We start from the raw sequence: 22,823 nt of genomic DNA, 5'->3' as shown, positions 1-22,823 counted from the left end.
GTGCCATCCGTCAGGATCTGTAGCGCTTCGCAAAGCCTCGGGTAGAGTAGGAAACACCTGAAGGACTCAGGCGCCACACCCTCCCCGCTTCCGCTATCCAAAGTTGTTGGTCCTCAAGATTTGGCCAGGTTGTCATCGGAAGACACTGCTGATCATCGGAGGACCACCTCATGATCAACCCACTCAACGCAGCCCCCGACTGGGACGCCAAGGCGTACCAGCAGTTTTCCCGTCAACGCCAGCGCCCGGTCAACGAACTGCTCGATCGCGTCGAACTGGATAACCCCAAACGTATTTATGACCTGGGCTGCGGCACCGGCATTGCCACGCAGCTGCTGGCCGAACGTTGGCCGCGAGCGCAGTTGCTGGGCGTCGACAGTTCGCGGCAGATGCTGGATCAGGCCCGATGTCTGTCGATCAACGCCCGCTGGCAAGAGTGCGACCTGCTCGAATGGCAACCCAGACAACCCGCCGACCTGCTGCTCGCCGCGGCGGTGCTGCATTTCATTGGCGATCATCAACAACTGCTGCCGCGCCTGCTGGGGCATCTGAACCCCGGCGGCTGTCTGGCGGCGCACATGCCGGACTGGCGCGATGCCTTGTGGTATCGACTGATGCTCGACACCCTGGAAGATGCCGGCCCGGGTCACACCCCCATCGGCACACCGCAACTGCGCCAGCACATGGCGGCGCGGCCGCTATTGTCGCTGGAGGATTACTACCGTTTGCTGGCGCCGCTGACCACGTCACTGGACATCTGGGAAACCGAGCAATTGCAGGTGGTCGGCGGCAAGTCGCCGATCTACGACTGGGTGAAGGTCTCGGCGCTACGGCCGGTGATGCAGGCACTGACGCCACAGGAACAGGCGCGGTTTATCTACCACTATCTGATGCGGGTGCATAAGCATTATCCGCCGGAGAAAAACGGGCAGACGCTGTTTCCGTTCAAGCGGATTTTCATTGTCGCCAAGGTGTGACGTGTCACGGCAAATATCGCCATCGCGAGCAGGCTCACTCCTACAGATGAACGCGTTCCATTGTGGGAGCGGGCTTGCTCGCGAAGGCCTCAGTTCAGGCACCATCACTCCCGGGATTCAACCCCCAGCTCATCCCACACCGACTCCGCCAGATGGAACGTGGCATTCGCCGCCGGGATCCCGCAATAGATCGCACTCTGCATGATTACTTCCTTGATCTCGCCCCGGCTCACACCGTTGTTGGCCGCCGCACGCAAATGCAGTTTCAGTTCAGCCTCGCGGTTCATCCCGATCAGCATGGCGATGGTGATCAGGCTGCGGGTATGCCGAGGCAGGCCCGGGCGGGTCCAGATGTCGCCCCAGGCGTGACGGGTGATCATCTCCTGGAATTCCGAGTTGAACTCGGTCAGCGCATTCAGGCTGCGATCGACGTGGGCATCGCCCAATACCGCGCGGCGTACTTGCAAACCTTCGTCGTAACGTTGTTTCTCGTCCACAAATCTTCCCTCACTGAGCGTTCAGAAACGCCAACACCCGATCACTGAAAGCGGCACCGGCCTGCACGTTGGACAAATGCGCGGCATAGAACTCGGCGTACTCGGCGCCGCGCACATGCTCCTGAATGAAATGCCCGCCGGACGGTGGCGTCACCGCATCTTCGGTACCCGCGATCACCAGCAGCGGCAGGTTGATCGACGCCAGTTGCTCACGGAAATCGGCATCGCGTACCGCCGCGCAATTGGCCGCATAACCTTCAGGTGACGTCGCCGCGAGCATGTCGGTGATCTTCTTCGCCGCGGCCGGATTGGCCGTGGAAAAGTCCGGGGTAAACCAACGGGCAATCGACGCATCACGCAGTGCGACCATCGCTGCCGGGCCATCACGCAACACGGTTTCGATGCGCGGATTCCACACCGACGGGTCGCCGATCTTCGCGGCGGTGTTGCACACAATCAGTTTGTGCAAACGATGGCCGGCATTGATCCCCAGCCACTGGCCGATCAACCCGCCCATCGACAATCCGCAGAAATGCGCACGCTCGATGTGCAGCGCATCCAGCAGACCCAGCACGTCGCGACCCAGTTGCTCGATGCTGTACGGCCCCGGCGTCACCAGCGACTGGCCGTGTCCGCGCGTGTCGAAACGCAGCACCCGGAAGTGCTCGGTGAACGCCGGTATCTGCGCGTCCCACATGTGCAGGTCGGTGCCCAGCGAGTTGGACAGCAACAACACCGGCGCATCGACCGGCCCATCCAATTGATAGTGCAGTTCGCCATCGGCGAGTTGAACGAAAGCCACAGCCCTCTCCTTCAGACAGTCAAAGCATTGTGTTCGGCGACTGCGCGCTCGACCCAGGTTTGCGCCTGGCCGAGGTAATGCGCGGGGTCGAGCAGATGGTCGAGTTCGGTGCTGCTCAGTTCGGCAGTCACTTGCGGCTCGTCGCCGAGTACCGCACGCAGGTGGCGCTGTTCGGCCACCGCGCGTTTGCAGCATTGTTCGAGCAAATGGTGCGCGGTGTCGCGTCCGACCCGCTGCGCGAGGACGATGCTCACCGCTTCGGCGAGCACCAGCCCTTGAGTCAATTGGAGATTGCGCGCCATGCGTTCGGCGTCGACTTCCAGACCATCGGCCAGCAGGCGCGCCTGTTGCAACGCACCGGACACCAGGCAGCAGATGTCCGGCAGGGTTTCCCATTCGGCATGCCACAGACCGAGGCTGCGCTCGTGTTCCTGCGGCATGGCGCTGAACAGCGTCGAGACCAGCCCCGGCACCCGCGTCGCGGCACCGATCAACACCGCCGCGCCGACCGGATTGCGCTTGTGCGGCATGGTCGACGAACCGCCCTTGCCCGGCGCCGACGGCTCGAACACTTCCGCCGCTTCGGTCTGCATCAACAGACTGACGTCGCGCCCGAGTTTGCCGAGGCTGCCGGCGATCAAACCGAGTACCGCGCCGAACTCGACGATGCGATCACGCTGGGTGTGCCACGGTTGCTCGGGCAGTGTCAGTCGCAGTTCTTCCGCCAAGGCCTGAGCGATCGGTAATGCTTGCCCGCCGAGTGCCGCGAGGGTGCCGGACGCTCCGCCGAATTGCAGCACCAGCAGCCGTGGCTTGAGTTCGCGCAGACGCTGACGACTGCGGGTCACCGCGCCGAGCCAACCGGCAATCTTCATCCCGAGCGTGACGGGCGTGGCGTGCTGCAGCCAGGTGCGCCCGGCCAGTGGCGTCGCCGCATGACGTTGGGCTTGGGCGGCGAGCGAATCGGCAAGCGCTGCCAGATCGCTTTCAATCAGCTCCAGCGCCTGACGCAATTGCAGCACCAGCCCGGAATCCATCACGTCCTGACTGGTCGCCCCCAGATGCACATAACGCTCAGCCTCGGCACTGCTCGCGGCGATCTGCTTGCCCAACGCCTTGACCAGTGGAATCGCCGAATTACCGGCCGTGGCAATCGCCTCGCCCAGCGCCGCGAAGTCATACAGACCGGCGTTGCAGGCGGCGGCAATCGGCGCAACGGCAGACGCCGGAATCACCCCGACCCGCGCTTCGGCCCGGGCCAGCGCCGCTTCGAAATCGAGCATCGCCTGCACCCGGCCCTGATCGCAGAACACTTCGCGCATATCGCGGGCAGTGAAGTAGGCATCGAACAATTGATTGCCCGGTCGCTGAGTCATAAACAGTCCTTGCCGGCGCGGGCCTTCACGGCCCGCGCTCATCGGTTTACAGATCGTGATGCAAGTACGCCGCCTGTTTCGGCAGGCGCAGGCTGAACAGGAACGCCACCGCCATCATCACCGTTACGTACCAGTAGAAGGCGTTTTCCATGCCCCCGGCCTTCAGGCTCAGGGCCACGTATTCAGCCGAGCCGCCGAAGATCGCGTTGGCCACCGCGTAGGCCAGACCGACGCCAAGAGCGCGGACTTCCGGCGGGAACATTTCGGCTTTCACCAGGCCGCTGATCGAGGTGTAGAAACTGACAATCGCCAGCGCCACGGTGATCAGTACAAAGGCCAGCACCGGGCTGCTGATGCTTTTCAGGCTCAACAGGATCGGCACGGTGAACAGCGTGCCGAGCGCGCCGAACCAGAGCATCGAATTACGCCGGCCGATCTTGTCGGCGAGCATGCCGAACAGCGGCTGCATGCACATATACAGGAACAGCGCGCCGGTCATTATGTAACTGGCGGTCTTCGCGTGCATGCCGGCGGTGTTCACCAGGTACTTCTGCATATACGTGGTGAAGGTGTAGAAAATCAACGAGCCACCGGCGGTGTAACCAAGCACGGTGATGAACGCGGCTTTGTGATCACGGAACAGCGCGCGGATGCTGCCGGCGTCCTTGTTCTCGCGCATTTCCTTGCTGGCGGTTTCTTTCAGCGAACGCCGCAGGAACAGCGAGATCACCGCCGCCACCGCACCGACCACAAACGGAATCCGCCAGCCGTAGGCACGCAGTTCGTCTTCACTGAGGAACTGCTGCAGGATCACCACCAGCAACACCGCCAGCAGTTGTCCGCCGATCAGCGTCACGTACTGGAACGAAGCGAAAAAGCCGCGCTGGCCCTTGAGCGCAACTTCACTCATGTAGGTCGCGGTGGTGCCGTATTCGCCACCCACCGACAAACCTTGCAGCAGACGCGCGAACAGCAACAGCAGCGGTGCCCACACGCCGATGCTGGCGTAAGTCGGCAGGCAGGCGATGAGCAACGAGCCGAAGCACATCATCAGTACCGAAATCATCATCGAAGTCTTGCGGCCCTTCTTGTCCGCCAGCCGCCCGAAAATCCAGCCGCCAATCGGGCGCATCAGGAACCCGGCGGCGAATACGCCGGCGGTGTTGACCAGTTGCACCGTGGGGTTGTCGGAGGGGAAAAACGCCGGGGCGAAATAGATCGCGCAGAAGGCATAGACATAGAAGTCGAACCATTCGACCAGATTGCCGGACGAGGCACCGACAATAGCGAAGATGCGCTTGCTGCGCTCTTCGCCGGTGTAATGAGCGGTGGTAGTTGTCATTGTTTTTACTCTGAGGGGACAGGTGAGAGTCTAGACACACTTCGCAACAGTCCCGTTCCACATCGAATCAGCCATACAGTTTCCCTGTGGGAGCGGGCTTGCTCGCGAAGAGGGCGTGTCAGGCAATATTAATGTTGACTGACCCACCGCCTTCGCGAGCAAGCCCGCTCCCACATGGGATGTGTGTTGCCCCTTCAATAATCGAAGAACACCGTCTCCGCCTCAGTGCCCTGCAAAATCACATTCCACTGATAAACCCCCGCCGCATCCGGCTTCGCCAGCAACGTCCCGCGGCGCTCCGCCGGCACACATTCCAGCAGCGGATCACTCACGTTCGCCGGATCGCCTTCGAAGTAGATGCGTGTCAGCAAGTGTTTGACCAGGCCGCGGGCAAACACCAGCACCACCAGGTGCGGGGCCTGGGTCGAGCCCTTCAGGCCTTCGACCGTGCCCGGTTTGATCGTGGTGAAACGGAAGCGCCCTTCGGCGTCCACCGGCACCCGGCCGAAACCTTCGAAGTGCGGGTCCAGTGGTTTGTCCTGCTCGTCTTCCGGGTGCGCGTATTTGCCGGCGGCGTTGGCCTGCCAGACTTCGAGCATCGCGTCGTTGACCACATCGCCGTTGCCGTCAACGACTTGTCCAGTGATCGCCACGCGCTCGCCGAGGGTTTGTTCGACCGCGAGGTTTTCGCGGTTCAGCCAGGTCAGGCCGATGTGGTAGTACGGCCCGACGGTGTGGGACGTGGTGGCAGTCAGCGTCATCTTATTTCTCCATCGGCGTGGCGTCGCGGCCGCGCAAGACGATGTCCCAGCGATAGCCGAGGGCGTAGGACGGAATGGTTTTTTCCAGATCGAAAGCGGCGATCAGACGTTCCTTCGCGGAGGTGTCCGGCACGCAGTTGTAGATCGGGTCGTAGGCCAGCAGCGGGTCGCCAGGGAAATACATCTGCGTCACCAGACGAGTGAGGATGCTCGGCCCGAACAGCGAGAAATGGATGTGCGCCGGGCGCCACGCGTTGTGGTGGTTGCCCCACGGATAGGCGCCGGGCTTGATGGTCTGGAACTGGTACCAGCCGTCGGCGTCGGTCACGGTGCGGCCGGTACCGGTGAAGTTAGGGTCCAGCGGTGCGTCGTGCAGGTCGCGCTGGTGGTTGTAGCGGCCGGCGGCGTTGGCCTGCCAGATCTCCACCAGAATCCCCGGCACCGGCAGACCGTTTTCGTCGAGCACACGGCCGTGAATGATGATGCGCTCGCCCAACGGCTCGCCGTCGTGCTGGGCGGTCAGGTCGTTGTCTTTCTCGGCGACGCGTTCGGCACCGATGGTCGGGCCGGTGATCTCCGACAACGAATGCGGCAGAAACACCAACGGCTTGGACGGCGAGCGCAGGTTGGTGGATTGATACGTCGGGTGCAGGTACTCAGGCTGGGTGCCTTCCTGCGGACGACGGTAGCCAGGCTTGTCAGTCATTTCGCTTTCCTCAGTTCTTGTTCGTGCAGCTGTGCGTCAGACGCGTTCGATGGCCAGCGCCAGACCCTGCCCGACGCCGACGCACATGGTTGCCAGACCTTTCTTGCCGCCGGTCTTTTCCAACTGATGCAACGCGGTCAGCACCAGTCGCGCGCCGCTCATGCCCAACGGGTGACCCAAGGCAATCGCGCCACCGTTCGGGTTGACCTGCGACGCATCGTCGGCCAGACCCAGTTCACGCAGCACCGCCAGGCCTTGGCTGGCGAAGGCTTCGTTGAGTTCGATCACGTCGAAATCGCTGACCGCCACCCCGAGACGCTCGATCAGTTTGCGCACCGCTGGCACCGGGCCGATGCCCATCACCCGTGGCGCGACGCCGGCACTGGCCATGCCCAGCACTTTGGCGCGGGCGGTCAGGCCGTGTTTCTTCACCGCTTCAGCCGAAGCGAGAATCAGCGCGGCAGCACCGTCGTTGACCCCGGACGCGTTGCCGGCGGTGACGGTCTTGTCCGGGCCGTTGACCGGTTTGAGTTTGCTCAGGGCTTCAAGCGTCGTGTCGGCGCGAGGATGTTCGTCCCGGCTGACCACGGTTTCGCCCTTCTTGTGGGCAATGCGTACTTCGACGATTTCCTCGGCGAAGTAGCCCGCCGCCTGCGCAGCGGCGGTGCGTTGCTGGCTGCGCAGGGCGAAAGCGTCCTGGTCGGCGCGCGACACTTTATAGTCATCGGCGACGTTGTCGGCGGTCTGCGGCATCGCATCGACGCCGTACTGCGCTTTCATCAACGGGTTGATGAAACGCCAGCCGATGGTGGTGTCTTCCAGTTTCATGTTGCGCGAGAACGCTGCGTCCGCCTTGCCCATCACAAACGGCGCGCGGGACATCGACTCGACGCCACCGGCAATCGCCAGCTCCATCTCGCCACTGGCAATGGCGCGGAACGCGGTGCCGATCGCGTCCATGCCCGAAGCGCAGAGACGGTTGAGGGTCACGCCCGGCACGCTCTCCGGCAGGCCGGCCAGCAGCAGCGCCATGCGCGCCACGTTACGGTTGTCTTCGCCGGCCTGGTTGGCGCAGCCGAGGAACACTTCGTCGATCGCGTTCCAGTCTACCGAGGGATTGCGCTCCATCAGCGCCTTGATCGGCACGGCGGCCAGATCGTCGGCGCGCACGGCGGCCAGACCACCGCCGAACCGGCCGATGGGGGTGCGAATCGCGTCGCAGATATACACGTCACGCATCATGCTTCTCCCGGTGCCTGGCCGTGGGCGGCGGCGGTGCGCGCTTCGAGATCGCGCAGGGCGGTCAGTTCGACCTCGGTCGGTGCTGCCGTGGTTTCAACGTTGTCGGCAAAGCGGATCGCCCAACCGGTGGCGGCGACCACTTGCTCGCGGGTCACGCCCGGATGCAGTGCGGTGACCACGAATTCGTGGGTGCCCGCTTCCGGCTCCATGATGCACAGGTCGGTGATGATCCCGACCGGACCGGCACCCGGCAGGCCCAGACGCTTGCGCGAATCGCCGCCCTCGCCGTGACCGACCGAGGTAATGAAGTCGAGTTTGTCGACGAACGACCGCGCCGACTGTTTGAGGATGATCAACACGCTTTTCGCCGAACCGGCGATTTCCGGCGCGCCACCGGCACCCGGCAGGCGCACTTTCGGCGCGTGATAGTCGCCGACCACGGTGGTGTTGATGTTGCCGAAACGGTCGACCTGCGCCGCGCCGAGAAAACCGACGTCGATGCGCCCGCCCTGCAGCCAGTAGCGAAAAATCTCACCGGTCGGCACGACAGTGTCGGCGGTCTCCGCCAACTCGCCGTCACCGATCGACAGCGGCAGCACGCTTGGTTTGGCGCCAATCGGGCCGGATTCGTAGATCAGCACCACGTCCGGCGACGAAGTCAGGCGCGCGAGGTTGGCGGCTTTCGACGGCAGGCCGATGCCGACGAAGCACACCGAGCCGTTTTTCAGGCGACGGGCCGCAGCGACGGTCATCATTTCATTGGTGGTGTAAGTCATTACTTGGCCTCCGAAGCAGCGGCCAACTTGGCCTGGAACTCGCTGAAGTCAGCGCAGCCATGGATGTATTCGTTGATCCACGCGGTAAACGTCTCACGGTCACGGGCGATCGGATCCCACGCCTGATAGAAACGATTGTCACGCTCGGTGTAACCGTGGGCGTAGGACGGATGCGCACCGCCCGGCACGTGGCAGACCGCGCTCAAGGCCCAGGTCGGCAGCACGCAAGCGTTCATCGGGGCGTTGAGGTTGTCGACGATTTCCTCGACGGTGACGATGCAACGCTTGGCCGCCAGTGCGGCTTCTTTCTGCACACCGAGAATGCCCCACAGCAGCACGTTGCCTTGGCGGTCAGCCTTCTGCGCGTGGATCACGGTCACGTCCGGACGTACCGACGGCACCGCCGCCAGCACTTCACCGGTGAACGGGCAGGTCACGGATTTGATCAGCGGGTTGACCTTCGGCAGGTCGGAACCGGCGTAGGCCCGCAGCACGGCGAACGGTAGGCCGGAAGCGCCGGCGACGTAGGCGTTGGCCAGGTCGGCGTGGCTGTGCTCTTCGATTTCCAGCGCATGCGGCCACTGCTTCTCGACCGCATCGCGCAGACGGTGCAGCGACCCCACACCCGGGTTGCCACCCCAGGAAAAGATCAGCTTGCGTGCACAACCGGCACCGATCAGTTGGTCGTAGATCAGGTCAGGCGTCATCCGCACCAGGGTCAGATCTTTCTTGCCCTGACGAATGATTTCATGACCTGCGGCTGTCGGAATCAGGTGAGTGAAGCCTTCGAGCGCGACGGTGTCGCCGTCGTTGACGAATTGCTTCACCGCGTCGTGCAGCGAAAGGATCTCAGCCATGGAGCAGGCTCCCGTTTTTGTAGTGAATCGCCAGTGAGAAAAAGGCGCGAGGTTCAGCGCCGGAGTCACTGCAGATTAAGCCGCTGAAAATCGCCAAACAATCCGATAATCGACTGAGTGTTCGTTTATCGAACAGATTGTTACCACCCTATCAATCACAAGCAAAAGCTTCGCGAGCAAGCCCGCTCCCACATTTGAAATGTGTTTTCCCTGTGGGAGCGGGCTTGCTCGCGAAGGCGTCGGAACATGCAGCGCGGATCAAAATGACTCGACTCAAGTCGCATCCGCATGACTCACCATGCCTTTAATCACCACCGCCGTCGTCGCCAACGCCGCCGGAATCACCAGTGCCGTCAACACCTGCTCAAAGTTCCAGCCCAACCCCAGCAACGTCGCGCCCATCCACGCCCCGAGAATCGCACCAAACCGGCCAATCCCGAGCATCCACGACACCCCGGTTGCGCGCCCCTGGGTCGGATAAAACCGCGCCGCCAGCGACGGCATCGCCGATTGCGCGCCGTTGACGCACATCCCCGCCACCAGCACCAAGGTCGCGAGCAAGGTGATGTTGCCCAGGCTCTGCCCCACCGCGTAGGCAAACACCCCGGCCAGCAGGTAGAACGTGCCGATGACCTTGTGCGGATTGAAGCGATCCATCGCCCAGCCCACAGCGACCGCGCTCAACACCCCGCCGAACTGGAACAACGCGCCGATGAACGCCGCCTGCTCCATGCTCGCGCCGCTGTCACGCATCAGGGTCGGCAGCCAACTGGTCAGGAGGTAGACGATAACCAGGCCCATGAAGTAGGTCAGCCACAGCAGCAAGGTGCCGGCGCTGTAGGTGCCGGAGAAAATCACCGCGAACACGTTGCGCGCCTTGACGGTTTTCTGTTCCGGCACGCTGAAACTCGAGGCCTGCGCGACGGTGACCGGATCGATCGGCGACAAGGTCTTGCGCACTTTGTCGGTGCCGCGATTACGCACCACCAGATAACGTGCCGATTCCGGCAGCCAGAACAACAGCACCACCGCGAGGATCAGCGGCAGGATCCCGCCGATCAGCAACAGGCTGTGCCAGCCGAACGCCGGGATCAGCTTCGCCGAAATGAATCCGCCGCCGGCCATGCCGAGGTTGAAACCGCAGAACATGCTGGTCACCAGCAAGGATTTCTTGCGCTCCGGCGTGTATTCCGAGAGCAGTGTGGTGGCGTTGGGCATGCCCGCGCCCAGACCGAGGCCGGTGAGGAAACGCAGCACCAGCAATTGTTCGACGTTGGTGCTGTAGGCCGAAGCCAGACTGAAAGCGCCAAACAGCAGCACCGCGCCGACCAGTACCACTTTGCGCCCGAAGCGGTCAGCCAATGGGCCGGAACCCAGTGCGCCGAAGACCATGCCGATCAACGCGGCGCTCATCACCGGGCCGAGGCTGGCGCGGTCGATGCCCCAGTCCTGGGACAACGCCGGCGCAATAAAACCCATCGCCGCGGTGTCGAGGCCGTCGAGAAACACAATCAGGAAACACAGGATCACCACCCGCCACTGATAGCGCGAGATCGGTTGGGCATTGATGAAGGTCTGCACGTCGAGGCAGTTACCTACAGCGGACTGAGGCTGGTTCATTATTTTTATTCCACGCAAAAAACGCAGTCGAACGGCGGCCGGCCAAAAAGCGGCACGGTCACAAGAATAGAAGGCTGGAATCAGGCGTTGCGGTGAATCCGGCAACAGGGAATGGGGCTGAGACAGTCGGGGAGCATGCGCATGGTGAGTTGCCTCTTGTCATTATTATGGGAGTCGACAATCCGGCAGGCTCATTCACATCTGCGCCGGATGACGCTGCCGCGACATTAATGATCCGACGCTTTTAGCGTCAATTCGATAAACGCAACACTGTGCGTTTATCGAACAGCTTCATCAGGCGAACAACTGGGCGCTGAGGTCGCGGCTGGCACTGAGCAGGCCCGGCAGAAAGCGTTGCTCCAGCTCGGTACGGCTGACGCGACCCGCGTGGGTGCTGACGTTGAGCGCCGCGACCACCTGGCCCGACGCGTCGTACACCGGCACGGCAATCGAACGCAGGCCTTGCTCGAGTTCCTGATCGACGATGCACCAGCCCTGCTGCCGTACTTCCTGCAGGCATTCGAGCAGACTTTCCGGGGTGTGCAGCGTGCGACTGGTTTTGGCCACCAGTTCGGCATGGTCGAGGTATTCGCCCAGCGAAGTGTCGTCCAGCGCCGCCAGCAGGATTCGGCCCATCGACGTGCAATAGGCCGGCAGCCGCCCCCCCACCGACAGGTCCACCGAAATCAACCGCTGCGTGGTCGCCGAACGGGCGATGTACAGAATGTCGTCGCCTTCAAGTGTGGCCATGTTGCAGGCTTCGTGCAGTTGCTCGCTCATGCGATCGAGGTACGGCTGGGCCGACACCGCCAGCGGCGTCGATGACAGATAGGCGTGGCCAAGGGTCAGGACTTTGGGCAGCAACGAATATGTGCGGCCATCGGTGGTGGCGTAACCCAGTTTGATCAAGGTGTGCAGGCAACGGCGCACGGCAGCGCGGGGAATTTCCGTGCGGTGGCTGATCTGGGCGATGGTCAGGTGTCGCTTACGCTCCTGAAACGCCTGCACCACCGCCAGGCCACGGGCCAGCGAGGTCATGAAATCCGGGTCGCCGGTCAGCGCCTGGATGCGCTTGGCCGGCGAAGCGACGATCGGCGGCGCCACGGAGGTGAAGGAGTTGCGCATTTGATCGTTCATTTCTTGTCCTTTTGCATCACGGATCAATGGCTATACAAGCGGCTCGCCGACAGATGCACAAGGGCCGAGACGCCAAGATTGAGCGATTATCGAACCGCCGACCGATTATCGCAATCCATCAGCCGCCGTCCTTCGCGGCTTCTTCAATCGTTGGGCCAACCTGTTCAGCCAACTTTGCATGACCCATTAGTTGCTCGACTTAATGGCGCCAGAAACTGAACGCGCGTCCTTAAAGGTTTCGACAAATTTCAACTAGCGATAAAACTTGTCAGCAACAAAACGATCACACATCCCGAACCGTTTTTAACTTGGCAAAGATAGTCAATCCCGATTCGACCGCTATAATGCACCTCAGTGGCGCCGCGTTTTCACTGGCCGAGGGTGCCGCCCGCTGACGCGCTGCCTATTGCCGTCAGCCCCGGCCAGCGCCTGACGCTCATTATTCATGCACCGCCAGCGCGCTTGCTGAAACAGGAAACTGATGCTGCGTCAGTTTTAATCTGGTGCCGTAGCCGCCTGCAACATGGAAGTCTTGATCGCCCTGCCGACAACTCCAATGCCTGAACTGGCATTGCCCCTCGGTGGACGTGTTCAATCGACTCGTTGCCGTGCGTTTCACCAGACATTTATCTCAACTCAAACAGGTAGCACTGTGACGAAAGACGAACTGCGCGCGGAACTTGAGCGCCAGGAACAACGTTACAAGGAAGTTTACGGCGGGGAAGTCACCACCTACGCCGCCCAACCCGAACCGGAACGCAAGGCATGGCGTAAACGCCCCACAGTTCAGGATCAGGTTTTCCAGCAAGAACTGAAAAAGATGGAAGAAGAACTCAAAACCGAAGAGCCATGAACGGGCGATCCTGAGTTTTTCGAGGGCCTGCGTCGCCACCGGCTACAAGCACGGTGACCCGATGATGCCTTGCGCGCCCGCTACCCGCGGGCAGCGGCCACCTCCCCCGTCCTGCACGGGAAAGGAGCGTGTCTGACTCGTTTCAGAGATATTTCACACAAACGTTTGAGGCCCCTGCGCGCTCGACAAAATGCCTGCTGCCTGAAAGTTTTTCCAAGCCAATCAAGCACTTGAAAAACCCTGCAACACGCTCGGGCTTTGCACCTTGCAACAATTTAATTCGACATTGATTGCTACCGATGAGCAGGTAGGGGATCGATTTCCAGTCTTTTCTGGCATAATCGCGCCCCCTTATGACCGGGTCAGAAAACCTTCATGATCGATTTATTCAGCGGACTGGATGCTTGGGTGCTTGTGAGCCTCTTGCTCGCCCTGACGTTTGTCCTCGCCTTCGAGTTCATCAATGGATTTCATGACACCGCTAACGCGGTAGCCACTGTTATCTACACCAAAGCCATGCCGCCTCACCTGGCGGTGTTCTTCTCCGGTGTGTTCAACTTCCTCGGCGTGTTGCTGGGCGGCGTTGGCGTGGCGTATGCCATTGTTCACCTGCTGCCGGTAGAACTGCTGATCAATGTGAACACCGGCCATGGCCTGGCGATGGTGTTCTCATTGCTCGCCGCGGCGATCACATGGAACCTGGGCACCTGGTACTTCGGTATCCCGGCCTCCAGCTCCCACACCCTGATCGGCTCGATCCTCGGCGTCGGCCTGGCCAACGCCCTGATCAACAACATCCCGTTGGCCGACGGCGTGAACTGGCAGAAAGCGATCGACATTGGCGCCTCGCTGGTGTTCTCGCCAATGGCCGGTTTCCTGATCGCCGCGCTGATCCTGATCGGCCTGAAGTGGTGGCGCCCGCTGTCGAAGATGCACAAGACCCCGGAACAGCGCCGCAAGATCGACGACAAGAAGCACCCGCCGTTCTGGAATCGCCTGGTCCTGGTGATCTCGGCCATGGCCGTAAGCTTCGTGCACGGTTCCAACGATGGTCAGAAAGGCATCGGCCTGATCATGCTGGTACTGATCGGTATCGTGCCTGCGCAGTTCGTGCTTGACCTGAGCAGCACCACCTACCAGATCGAGCGCACCCGTGACGCGACCTTGCACCTGAGCCAGTTCTACAAGCGCAACGCCGATTCCCTGGGCGAATTCCTGGCCCTGGGCAAAAGTGTTGAAGGCGATCTGCCGGAAAAATTCCGCTGCAACCCGCAGCAGACCGAACCGACCATCAACGCCCTGCTTGGCACCCTTAAAGGTGTAGCGGACTACCATTCGCTGTCCTCGGAAAGCCGCATCGAAGTCCGTCGCTACTTGCTCTGCCTGGACGACACCGCGAAGAAAGTCGGCAAGCTGCCAGGCCTCGAAGCGCGTGAAAAAGCTGACCTGGACAAACTGCGAAAAGACCTGACCACCACCACTGAATACGCGCCGTTCTGGGTGATTCTGGCGGTCGCACTGGCTCTGGGCCTGGGCACCATGGTCGGCTGGAAACGCGTGGTACTGACCATCGGCGAGAAGATCGGCAAGCAAGGCATGACCTACTCTCAGGGCATGTCGGCGCAGATCACTACTGCCAGTCTGATCGGCATGGCCAACATTTTCAGCCTGCCAGTGTCCACCACCCACGTCCTGTCCTCGGGCGTGGCCGGCACCATGGTCGCCAACAAGAGCGGCCTGCAGGGCGGGACTGTTCGCACTATCCTGCTGGCGTGGGTGCTGACCTTGCCGGCGACTGTGGCGTTGTCGGCTGGGTTGTTCTGGTTGGCGTCCAAAGCGTTGGGTAGCTGATAGACCGCAGCACATGAGAAAGGCGTGATTCGTGAGGATCGCGCCTTTTTTTGTTTTGGTTGGGGTTGGATTGGGGGCATATCCGTTGCTGCGGGGGTTGCTGATTACGGTTCCGCCCTTACGGCGGGTCACTTTTTCCAAACGCCGAAAAAGTAACCAAAAAGGCTTCCCCCGGCGTACGGCACTTCGCTGAGGCTCAGTGTTCCCTCGCTACGGTGTCCATCAGGGGGCATCGCCTACGGTTTGCTTCGCTGCACCTCCTCTCGATGTATGCGGCTCCGCCGCATGGCGCTGCGCGCCTACCCCCTGATGGACACCTTCGCTCGGCCTGCCGATGGGGCTTGAAGATCAAAAGCCACATCAAGAGCCAGAGCCAGAGCCAGAGCCAGAGCCAGATCAAAAGATCGCAGCCTTCGGCAGCTCCTACATGGGATTGGGTGTATTCAGTAAGAGATTGTTCGGCTGACAGGCCGCCTTCGCGAGCAAGCCCGCTCCCACAGTAGGGCCGGGTATATCAGTAAGAGATTGGTCGGCTGTCAGGCCGCCTTCGCGAGCAAGCCCGCTCCCACAGTGGGGCCGGGTATATCAGTAAGAGATTGGTCGGCTGACAGGCCGCTTCGCGAGCAAGCCCGCTCCCACAGTGGGGCCGGGTACATCAGTAAGAGATTGTTCGGCTGGCAGGCCGCCTTCGCGAGCAAGCCCGCTCCCACAGTAGGGCCGGGTATATCAGTAAGAGATTGGTCGGCTGTCAGGCCGCCATCGCCAGCAGGCTGGCTCCTACAATTTAGAGAGCGTGCACCCCATTGCGGCGCAGCCGCCCCACTCAACACAATGAGCGTTAGCTCGAGTACCGCTTTTGATCTGAGGGCCCGTCGGCAGGCTGAGTGGAGGGATTTATCCGGGGGTGGGAGCGCAGCGACCGTTTGGCGCAGCCAAACACAGCGAGAGGAGGTGCAGCGAAGCAAACCGTAGGCGCTGCCCCCCGGATGAATCCCGGAGCGAAGGAACCCGAGCCCAGGCGAGGGCCGAACGTCAGGGTAAAGCCTTTTTGGTTACTTTTTCGGCGTCTGGAAAAAGTGACCCGCCGTAAGGGCGGAACCCTAATCAGCAACCCCCGCAAAAACGGATATACCCCCAAAACCCCAAGAACATGGTCGGCCCAAAGGCCGCCAAGAACACAAAAAAAAGGGCAACCGAAGTCGCCCAAAATGCCTTGCGTGCTCATAAAACCCAGAAAGACTACTTCTTGCGCTTATTCGCATCCTTCCAGATAAAAAATCCAAACCCTGCAAAAAACAGAACCATGAGACCTACGGTCAGAACCCCGGCAAACACCACGTTATCGAAAAACATGACTGTGGCCTCCTGGCCCCTGCTTTGCTGCGATGGAGCTAAGTTAACCAATCACGCAGGCGCAGAAATTGACCAGGATCAAGTCCGGTCAACACAGAAGGCAAAGGCGGGAAAATAACTGACCTGCATCAAAGGACGCAGGGGGAGATCAACGCTTTTTCGGCTTGTTTTTCGACTTTTTCTTGGCTTTTCCCAGCGGCATCGCTTGCTCGAAGGCCTTGCGCACTTCGTTCAGGCGTTTCTCGTTGAGGTCATGCACACGCTTGGCGCGCTCGGTGCTGAGGTCGATCAGTTTGTCGTCTTGGCTCATGGCGGGTGCATCACTTAGAAGAATCACAACTGCCGCATCAAAGGCAGGACTGCGCCAATAATGCCGCCTGGCGCCGAGCCTGACCAGCCATCGACGCTGGCGACCTGGAACAATTGATGTACCGCATGACGGTTTTCACCGCACAATCTGCACTTTGCCGCGAACCCAAGGATGTTTGCCGTGCCCCTGCATCAGGACCTGCCACCGCTGATGGCCCTGCGCGCCTTTGAAGCCGTGGCCCGCCATTTGAGTTTCATCAAGGCTGCCGACGAGTTGTCAGTGACCCAGAGTGCGGTCAGTCATCAGGTGCAAAAACTCGAAGAATTTCTCCGCCTGCGTCTGTTTGTCCGACGCACCCGGGCCATCGATCTGACGCCGGCCGGGCAAGCGTACTACCAGCAAATTGAACCTGCCCTCGCCGCCATCGCTGCCGCCACCCGACCACTGCGCGGTGAGCAGCCAAGCACCTTGCGCATTGGCCTGCTCGCCTCGTTCGCCACTTTATGGCTGGCACCGCGACTGGCGGATTTCAGCACGAAAAGCCCACACATCCACGTCGAACTGCTGCCCTCCGTGCAATTGGCCGATGTCGATGGTGGCGAGGTGGATCTGGCGATCCGATATGGCAAGGGTGGCTGGCCGAAAGTCCAGGCCCGACGCTTCATGAGCGAAACCCTGACCCCGGTATGCAGCCCGGACTTCAAAGCCAATGGCGTGAAAAACGGCCCGTTGCTGATGGCCAAATCGCACCAGCCTTTCGAATGGACAGACTGGTATCAGTACAGCGGCATCGACCTGAGCCACGTCCCCAGTGTCATGCTCCATGACTACAACATCGTCGTCGAGGCGGCGGTCGCCGGTCAGGGCATCGCCATGGGCCGTCAATGCCTGATCGAACGCCGGCTCAAGGAGGGCTCGCTGGTCCCTGCCTTTGACACGCCGCCGTTGCACGGCGAAATCGGTTATTGGCTGGTCACTCCCCAGCGCCCGCCCGAGGCAGACGTGCAGAGTTTCAGCCAATGGCTGGATGAAAAAACCCACGCATGAGCGATTTCGATACATCGGATTAGATCTATCCGTTTGTCGGTGATCCGTCGCTTCAACATGCTGACGCCCTCACTCAGGAGGACTCAACATGACAGATCTGCTCAGCAAGCGCGTTGAACAACTCGGGCTGCAACTTCCGCCTCCCAGCCAGCCCATCGCCAATTACGTCAATCAGGTCGGTACGCAAAACCGCCTGTACATCTCCGGACAAATTCCGTTGATTGACGGCAAACCGGCCTTCATTGGGCGTCTGGGTGAAGCCATCAGCGAAGAGGAAGGGGTCAAGGCTGCCGAACTGGCAGCCTTGGGCCTGCTCGCACAACTGGGCGATGCCTTGGGCGATGATCTGTCCAGGCTGGGACGTATCCTGCGACTCGGCGTTTTTATCGCCACCACGCCCGACTTTCAACGCCAGGGCGCTGTGGCCAACGGTGCTTCGAATCTGCTGGTCAACGCGCTCGGTGAAAAGGGCAGGCATGTCCGTACCGCCGTGGGTGTGTGCAGCCTGCCGAGCGGTGTGGCGGTTGAAGTCGACGCGATTTTCGAGCTGCTCCCGTGAATGCCGAGGCCGTCGAATATCTGCGAGCGGCCACGCCCGGCTGCGCCCGGATCATTCACTTCAACCATGCGGGTGCCTCCCTTCCGAGCCAGGCAACCCTCGATGCAATCATCGAGCAGTTGCAACGCGAAGCGCTCGGCGGCCCGATGGAGGCTGCTGATACTCAACTGCAGCACAGAGCTCGCAGCGCCGCCGCGACACTGCTCAATGCTCCCCCGGACGACGTCGCTTTCGCCAGCAGCGGCTCTGCGGCATGGAGTCAGGCGTTCAATGCGCTGGGGCCATGGCAACCCGGCGAGCGGATCCTCGTCGGACGTCACGAATGGGCCGGTAATCTGGCCTGCATGGCTGAAGCGGTAAAGGCCGGTGCGCGACTGCAGGTGATCCCCTGCGATACCGATGGCGCTGTCGATCCGCAAGCGCTCGCGCAGATGATCGATCGTCACGTGCGCCTGATCGCCCTGACCTGGCTGCCGGCCAATGGCGGCCTCATCAACCCGGCCGCGCGAATCGGTCAGGTCGCTCGACAACATGGAGTCCCATACTTCATCGACGCCGGTCAGGCGCTGGGGCAGTTGCCCTGCGACGTCCAGGCCTTGCAGTGCGATGTGCTCAAGGGGGCCGGGCGCAAGTTTCTGCGCGGGCCGCGGGGTACGGCGTTGATGTACATCCGGGGGGCGTTTCTGCAACGGCTGTTGCCACAGCAACGCGATGTGTTGTCGGCGCCTTGGGATGGCCGGCGCTTCACCCTGCGCGATGATGCGCGCCGTTTTGAAACCAGTGAAGTGTCGCTGGCCCTGCTGGCCGGGCTGGCCAATGCGCTGGAGGAACACAATCGGATCGGCGCAGGGGCGATTCGCCAACGCATCCAGCGCTTGAGCGATCACCTGCGTCAACGCCTGCCGAGCATTCCCGGCCTGACCCTGCACAACCTCGGCCCGGCGGATCGACAGTCCGGGCTGATCGCCTTCACGCTTGAAGGCTGGGATTGCGTCGAACTGAAGCAGGCGCTGGCTGCACGGCGAATCAACATCGGCGCCAACGGCGTGGCCTACACGCCCCTCGACATGCAGGCCCGCGGGCTCGAAAGCCTGGCGCGGGTGTCGGTGAGCTATCTGAATACGGAAGAGGAAATCGATGTGTTGCTGGCCAATCTGGGCGAGCTGGCGGCGACGCCTCAGATCTCGATATCGACCCACAAGCCCTGACGCGGCTGATCTTCCATCAGCGGCACCACCGGCACCGTGTTGTCGGCATTCAGCTCGGTGCCCGGCACGGCCAGATGCTCCTCCGGGTCTTCGTCGGCTTCGCGACGGCGACGATCACGCTCCTGCTGGCGACGCTGTTCTTCGCGCGCCAGCAGTCGATCCTCTTCCGGATCGCGCTTTTGCAGATCGATCGTGCTTTCGTTGGAGCTTTCCTGCACCGGCACCACCGGAGGAATGTCCGGCCGCTGGCGAATCGGATCCTGCTGGGAAGTGATCGGCACAGCGCTCAGGGGGAGCATCGGTGGCAGCATATATAGGGTCTCCTGTCAGCAGGCTATCGGCTGCGGCAAAGGCGCCTTGAGCCATCCGTCGCAAATCTGTGACGCACTTGGCACCTGCAGAAGCTGCCGCAGGCGGCGATCCTTTAATCGGACACCACAAATCTCAAGTGTTTCCAAAGATCAAAGGATCGCCGCCTGCGGCAGCTCCTACCCAGTAATCTTTGGCCCTGAAGCCTGCATTCCGTTAAGATAGCCCGCTTTTTCAAGGTGGGAGTCAGGCAGCATGGCGCAGCAGTATCAACCGGGGCAACGCTGGATCAGTGACAGCGAAGCAGAGCTTGGTTTAGGCACCGTTCTGGCACAGGACGGCCGCTTGTTGACCGTGCTTTACCCGGCCACTGGCGAAACCCGCCAGTACGCGCTACGGAATGCGCCCCTCACCCGCGTGCGATTCTCGCCGGGTGACACCATTACTCACTTCGAAGGCTGGAAGATGACCGTGCGCGAAGTCGACGACGTCGACGGGTTGATGGTCTATCACGGTCTCAACGGGCAGAACGAAGCCGTTACCCTGCCGGAAACCCAGCTGTCGAACTTCATTCAGTTCCGTCTGGCCAGCGACCGTCTGTTCGCCGGGCAGATCGACCCGCTGTCGTGGTTCTCCCTGCGCTACAACACCCTGGAACACACCAGCCGCCAGTTGCAGTCCTCGCTCTGGGGCCTGGGCGGCGTGCGTGCGCAACCAATCGCGCACCAGTTGCACATCGCCCGTGAAGTCGCCGACCGCATTGCGCCGCGGGTTCTGCTGGCGGACGAAGTGGGTCTGGGGAAAACCATCGAAGCCGGTCTGGTGATCCATCGCCAACTGCTCTCGGGCCGCGCCAACCGTGTGCTGATCCTGGTTCCGGAAAACCTGCAGCACCAGTGGCTGGTGGAAATGCGCCGCCGTTTCAACCTGCAGGTCGCGCTGTTCGACGAAGAACGCTTCATCGAAAGCGATGCCACCAACCCGTTCGAAGACACCCAGCTGGCATTGGTTGCCCTGGAGTGGCTGGTCGAAGACGAGAAGGCGCAGGACGCCTTGTTCGCCGCCGGCTGGGATCTGATGGTGGTCGACGAAGCCCACCACCTGGTGTGGCACGAAGACAAGGCCAGCCCTGAGTATTCGCTGGTCGAACAACTGGCTGAAGTGATTCCCGGCGTGCTGCTGCTCACCGCGACCCCGGAACAGCTCGGTCAGGACAGCCACTTCGCCCGTCTGCGCCTGCTCGACCCGAACCGTTTCCATGACCTGGCCGCGTTCCGCGCCGAGAGCGAGAACTATCGCCCGGTGGCCGAAGCCGTTCAGGAACTGCTCGACAAAGGGCGCCTGTCGCCTGCAGCACACAAGACCATCCACGGTTTCCTCGGCAACGAAGGCGAAGCCCTGCTGACTGCGGTCAACGATGGCGACAGCGAAGCCAGCGCGCGTCTGGTGCGTGAACTGCTCGACCGCCACGGCACCGGCCGCGTGCTGTTCCGTAACACCCGCGCCGCCGTGCAGGGTTTCCCGGAGCGCAAACTGCACCCGTACCCGCTGCCATGCCCGGACGAATACCTCGAACTGCCGCTGGGCGATCACGCTGAGCTGTACCCGGAAGTCAGCTTCCAGGCCCAGCCGGACGCCAGCGAAGAAGAGCGCTGGTGGAAATTCGACCCGCGCGTCGAGTGGCTGATCGATCAGCTGAAAATGCTCAAGCGCACCAAAGTGCTGGTGATCTGCGCCCACGCCGAAACCGCGATGGACCTGGAAGACGCCCTGCGCGTGCGCTCCGGCATCCCGGCCACGGTGTTCCATGAAGGCATGAACATCCTCGAGCGTGACCGCGCCGCCGCCTACTTCGCCGACGAAGAATTTGGCGCACAGGTGCTGATCTGCTCGGAAATCGGCAGTGAAGGTCGCAACTTCCAGTTCGCGCACCACCTGGTGCTGTTCGATCTGCCGTCGCACCCGGACCTGCTCGAGCAGCGTATCGGTCGTCTCGACCGGATCGGTCAGAAGCACATCATCGAACTGCACGTGCCGTACCTGGAAACCAGTCCGCAAGAGCGCCTGTTCCAGTGGTACCACGAAGCGCTGAACGCGTTCCTCAACACCTGCCCGACCGGCAACGCCTTGCAGCATCAGTTCGGCCCGCGCCTGCTGCCGCTGCTTGAAGAAGCCGATGACGGCGAGTGGCAAGCCCTGATCGACGAAGCCCGCGCCGAGCGCGAGCGTCTGGAACAAGAGCTGCACACCGGTCGCGACCGTCTGCTGGAGCTCAACTCCGGCGGCGCTGGCGAAGGTGACGCGCTGGTCGAGGCGATCCTTGAGCAGGACGACCAGTTCGCCCTGCCGATCTACATGGAAACCCTGTTCGACGCGTTCGGTATCGACAGCGAAGACCACTCGGAAAACGCCCTGATCCTCAAGCCGAGCGAGAAGATGCTCGACGCCAGCTTCCCGCTGGGCGACGACGAAGGCGTGACCATCACCTACGACCGCAATCAGGCGCTGTCGCGCGAAGACATGCAGTTCATCACCTGGGAACACCCGATGGTGCAGGGCGGCATGGATCTGGTGCTGTCCGGTTCGATGGGCAACACCGCCGTCGCGCTGATCAAGAACAAGGCGCTGAAACCGGGCACCGTTCTGCTGGAACTGCTCTACGTCAGCGAAGTGGTTGCACCGCGCTCGCTGCAACTGGGCCGCTACCTGCCGCCGGCTGCCCTGCGCTGCCTGCTCGACGCCAACGGCAACGATCTGTCGCCGCGGGTCTCGTTCGAAACCCTCAACGATCAACTGGAAAGCGTGCCACGTGCCAGCGCCAACAAGTTCATCCAGGCCCAGCGCGATCAGCTGACGCCACGGATCAACGCCGGTGAAGACAAGATTGCCCCGCGTCACGCCGAGCGCGTGGCCGAGGCCCGTCGTCGTCTGGCGGCCGATACCGAAGAAGAACTGGCGCGCCTGACCGCGTTGCAAGCGGTCAACCCGACCGTGCGCGACAGCGAACTGGATGCGTTGCGCAAGCAGCGTGAACTGGGTCTGGCGATGCTGGATAAAGCGGCGCTGCGTCTGGAAGCGATCCGGGTGTTGGTGGCGGGTTAAACCGCCCTGCTTCAGTGCTGAAAACAAGAAGGCCCGCAGTGATGCGGGCCTTTTTGTTTATCTGATATTCATGCTGCGCTGTTGATTGCCTCTTCGCGAGCAAGCCCGCTCCCACATTAGATCTGCGGTGTGAACTCG

21 protein-coding genes are annotated in these 22,823 nt (G+C 61.7%); 7 read left to right on the top strand and 14 right to left on the bottom strand.

The genetic code is table 11. The features are described 5' to 3' along the window. The first annotated feature begins 170 nt into the window (after positions 1-170). Positions 171-977, top strand: coding sequence for a methyltransferase domain-containing protein (locus ACVHNU_RS03155; protein WP_473018986.1), 807 nt, complete (start codon positions 171-173; stop codon positions 975-977). A 104-nt stretch (positions 978-1,081) separates the two neighbouring features. On the opposite strand, the gene pcaC is transcribed toward ACVHNU_RS03155, so the two are convergent. The 11 genes from pcaC to pcaR form a co-directional block, all read right to left on the bottom strand. Continuing rightward, on the bottom strand, positions 1,082-1,474 hold the full coding sequence (gene pcaC / locus ACVHNU_RS03150; RefSeq protein ID WP_003222417.1) for a 4-carboxymuconolactone decarboxylase: 393 nt from the start codon (positions 1,472-1,474) through the stop codon (positions 1,082-1,084). Positions 1,475-1,484: 10 nt separating this feature from the next. After that, positions 1,485-2,276: a 3-oxoadipate enol-lactonase gene (pcaD, locus tag ACVHNU_RS03145; protein ID WP_201135606.1), complete on the bottom strand. Its 792-nt coding sequence runs from the start codon at positions 2,274-2,276 to the stop codon at positions 1,485-1,487. A gap of 11 nt (positions 2,277-2,287) precedes the next feature. After that, positions 2,288-3,652 (bottom strand): 3-carboxy-cis,cis-muconate cycloisomerase, encoded by a 1,365-nt coding sequence (locus ACVHNU_RS03140; protein WP_103520918.1) that lies wholly within the window; start codon positions 3,650-3,652, stop codon positions 2,288-2,290. Between the two features lie 46 nt (positions 3,653-3,698). Further along, positions 3,699-4,994, bottom strand: a complete 1,296-nt coding sequence (locus tag ACVHNU_RS03135) for an MFS family transporter (protein ID WP_103520919.1) — start codon at positions 4,992-4,994, stop codon at positions 3,699-3,701. Positions 4,995-5,188: 194 nt separating this feature from the next. Further along, a complete protein-coding gene (pcaG, locus tag ACVHNU_RS03130) occupies positions 5,189-5,755 on the bottom strand; it encodes a protocatechuate 3,4-dioxygenase subunit alpha (protein ID WP_473018985.1) in 567 nt (188 codons plus the stop codon). A 1-nt stretch (position 5,756) separates the two neighbouring features. Beyond that, the gene (pcaH, locus tag ACVHNU_RS03125) at positions 5,757-6,461 is read right to left on the bottom strand and encodes a protocatechuate 3,4-dioxygenase subunit beta (RefSeq protein WP_025110743.1); all 705 of its coding nucleotides are present in this window, start codon (positions 6,459-6,461) and stop codon (positions 5,757-5,759) included. 36 nt (positions 6,462-6,497) lie between these two features. Next, entirely contained in the window at positions 6,498-7,703 is a 1,206-nt protein-coding gene (pcaF, locus tag ACVHNU_RS03120; RefSeq protein WP_473018984.1) for a 3-oxoadipyl-CoA thiolase, read from the bottom strand. Beyond that, entirely contained in the window at positions 7,700-8,479 is a 780-nt protein-coding gene (locus ACVHNU_RS03115; protein WP_007963157.1) for a CoA-transferase subunit beta, read from the bottom strand. The genes pcaF and ACVHNU_RS03115 overlap by 4 nt, the downstream gene beginning before the upstream one ends. Next, complete coding sequence (locus tag ACVHNU_RS03110; protein WP_003222404.1) at positions 8,479-9,336, bottom strand: CoA transferase subunit A; 858 nt, start codon at positions 9,334-9,336, stop codon at positions 8,479-8,481. Before ACVHNU_RS03110 ends, ACVHNU_RS03115 begins: the two co-directional genes overlap by 1 nt. Positions 9,337-9,609: 273 nt before the next feature. Continuing rightward, positions 9,610-10,956, bottom strand: coding sequence for a 4-hydroxybenzoate transporter PcaK (gene pcaK, locus ACVHNU_RS03105; RefSeq protein WP_003222401.1), 1,347 nt, complete (start codon positions 10,954-10,956; stop codon positions 9,610-9,612). Between the two features lie 294 nt (positions 10,957-11,250). Then, positions 11,251-12,093 carry a pca regulon transcriptional regulator PcaR gene (pcaR, locus tag ACVHNU_RS03100; RefSeq protein ID WP_003222399.1) on the bottom strand — a complete coding sequence of 281 codons (843 nt, stop codon included), beginning with the start codon at positions 12,091-12,093 and terminating at the stop codon, positions 11,251-11,253. 652 nt (positions 12,094-12,745) lie between these two features. On the opposite strand from pcaR, the gene ACVHNU_RS03095 reads away from it, so the two are divergent. Further along, positions 12,746-12,946: a hypothetical protein gene (locus tag ACVHNU_RS03095; RefSeq protein ID WP_003222398.1), complete on the top strand. Its 201-nt coding sequence runs from the start codon at positions 12,746-12,748 to the stop codon at positions 12,944-12,946. 375 nt (positions 12,947-13,321) lie between these two features. Beyond that, on the top strand, positions 13,322-14,797 hold the full coding sequence (locus tag ACVHNU_RS03090; protein WP_003222397.1) for an inorganic phosphate transporter: 1,476 nt from the start codon (positions 13,322-13,324) through the stop codon (positions 14,795-14,797). A 1,239-nt stretch (positions 14,798-16,036) separates the two neighbouring features. Here the strand turns inward: ACVHNU_RS03090 and ccoM are convergent. Next, positions 16,037-16,150, bottom strand: a complete 114-nt coding sequence (gene ccoM, locus ACVHNU_RS03085) for a cytochrome c oxidase subunit CcoM (RefSeq protein ID WP_003222396.1) — start codon at positions 16,148-16,150, stop codon at positions 16,037-16,039. 148 nt (positions 16,151-16,298) lie between these two features. Next, entirely contained in the window at positions 16,299-16,460 is a 162-nt protein-coding gene (locus ACVHNU_RS03080) for a hypothetical protein (protein ID WP_177327516.1), read from the bottom strand. Positions 16,461-16,640: 180 nt separating this feature from the next. Here ACVHNU_RS03080 and ACVHNU_RS03075 point away from each other — a divergent pair, with 180 nt between their 5' ends. From ACVHNU_RS03075 to ACVHNU_RS03065, 3 genes are all read left to right on the top strand, one after another. Continuing rightward, positions 16,641-17,507, top strand: a complete 867-nt coding sequence (locus ACVHNU_RS03075) for a LysR substrate-binding domain-containing protein (RefSeq protein ID WP_473018983.1) — start codon at positions 16,641-16,643, stop codon at positions 17,505-17,507. Positions 17,508-17,595: 88 nt separating this feature from the next. After that, positions 17,596-18,066 (top strand): RidA family protein, encoded by a 471-nt coding sequence (locus ACVHNU_RS03070; protein WP_262143242.1) that lies wholly within the window; start codon positions 17,596-17,598, stop codon positions 18,064-18,066. Further along, a complete protein-coding gene (locus tag ACVHNU_RS03065) occupies positions 18,063-19,274 on the top strand; it encodes an aminotransferase class V-fold PLP-dependent enzyme (protein ID WP_473018982.1) in 1,212 nt (403 codons plus the stop codon). The genes ACVHNU_RS03070 and ACVHNU_RS03065 overlap by 4 nt, the downstream gene beginning before the upstream one ends. Here the strand turns inward: ACVHNU_RS03065 and ACVHNU_RS03060 are convergent. After that, on the bottom strand, positions 19,244-19,585 hold the full coding sequence (locus tag ACVHNU_RS03060) for a hypothetical protein (protein WP_003222394.1): 342 nt from the start codon (positions 19,583-19,585) through the stop codon (positions 19,244-19,246). The genes ACVHNU_RS03065 and ACVHNU_RS03060 overlap by 31 nt on opposite strands. 253 nt (positions 19,586-19,838) lie before the next feature. Here ACVHNU_RS03060 and rapA point away from each other — a divergent pair, with 253 nt between their 5' ends. Next, positions 19,839-22,685, top strand: a complete 2,847-nt coding sequence (rapA, locus tag ACVHNU_RS03055) for an RNA polymerase-associated protein RapA (protein WP_003222393.1) — start codon at positions 19,839-19,841, stop codon at positions 22,683-22,685. Positions 22,686-22,823: the final 138 nt, after the last annotated feature.

The organism is Pseudomonas sp. Ors-4-3C (assembly GCF_055755035.1).
Note: the sequence above shows the minus strand (reverse complement) of the source record. Positions and strands in the feature narration are given on the sequence as shown.

Bases quoted from the DNA above. Each gene is read 5' to 3' on its own strand.
- rapA (WP_003222393.1), top strand. From the start codon at position 19,839: ATGGCGCAGCAGTATCAACCGGGGCAACGCTGGATCAGTGACAGCGAA.
- pcaR (WP_003222399.1), bottom strand. From the start codon at position 12,093: ATGAACGATCAAATGCGCAACTCCTTCACCTCCGTGGCGCCGCCGATC.
- ACVHNU_RS03110 (WP_003222404.1), bottom strand. From the start codon at position 9,336: ATGGCTGAGATCCTTTCGCTGCACGACGCGGTGAAGCAATTCGTCAAC.
- ACVHNU_RS03070 (WP_262143242.1), top strand. From the start codon at position 17,596: ATGACAGATCTGCTCAGCAAGCGCGTTGAACAACTCGGGCTGCAACTT.
- ACVHNU_RS03135 (WP_103520919.1), bottom strand. From the start codon at position 4,994: ATGACAACTACCACCGCTCATTACACCGGCGAAGAGCGCAGCAAGCGC.
- pcaH (WP_025110743.1), bottom strand. From the start codon at position 6,461: ATGACTGACAAGCCTGGCTACCGTCGTCCGCAGGAAGGCACCCAGCCT.
- ccoM (WP_003222396.1), bottom strand. From the start codon at position 16,150: ATGTTTTTCGATAACGTGGTGTTTGCCGGGGTTCTGACCGTAGGTCTC.
- ACVHNU_RS03155 (WP_473018986.1), top strand. From the start codon at position 171: ATGATCAACCCACTCAACGCAGCCCCCGACTGGGACGCCAAGGCGTAC.
- ACVHNU_RS03090 (WP_003222397.1), top strand. From the start codon at position 13,322: ATGATCGATTTATTCAGCGGACTGGATGCTTGGGTGCTTGTGAGCCTC.
- ACVHNU_RS03080 (WP_177327516.1), bottom strand. From the start codon at position 16,460: ATGAGCCAAGACGACAAACTGATCGACCTCAGCACCGAGCGCGCCAAG.
- pcaK (WP_003222401.1), bottom strand. From the start codon at position 10,956: ATGAACCAGCCTCAGTCCGCTGTAGGTAACTGCCTCGACGTGCAGACC.
- ACVHNU_RS03115 (WP_007963157.1), bottom strand. From the start codon at position 8,479: ATGACTTACACCACCAATGAAATGATGACCGTCGCTGCGGCCCGTCGC.
- ACVHNU_RS03060 (WP_003222394.1), bottom strand. From the start codon at position 19,585: ATGCTGCCACCGATGCTCCCCCTGAGCGCTGTGCCGATCACTTCCCAG.
- pcaF (WP_473018984.1), bottom strand. From the start codon at position 7,703: ATGATGCGTGACGTGTATATCTGCGACGCGATTCGCACCCCCATCGGC.
- ACVHNU_RS03140 (WP_103520918.1), bottom strand. From the start codon at position 3,652: ATGACTCAGCGACCGGGCAATCAATTGTTCGATGCCTACTTCACTGCC.
- pcaG (WP_473018985.1), bottom strand. From the start codon at position 5,755: ATGACGCTGACTGCCACCACGTCCCACACCGTCGGGCCGTACTACCAC.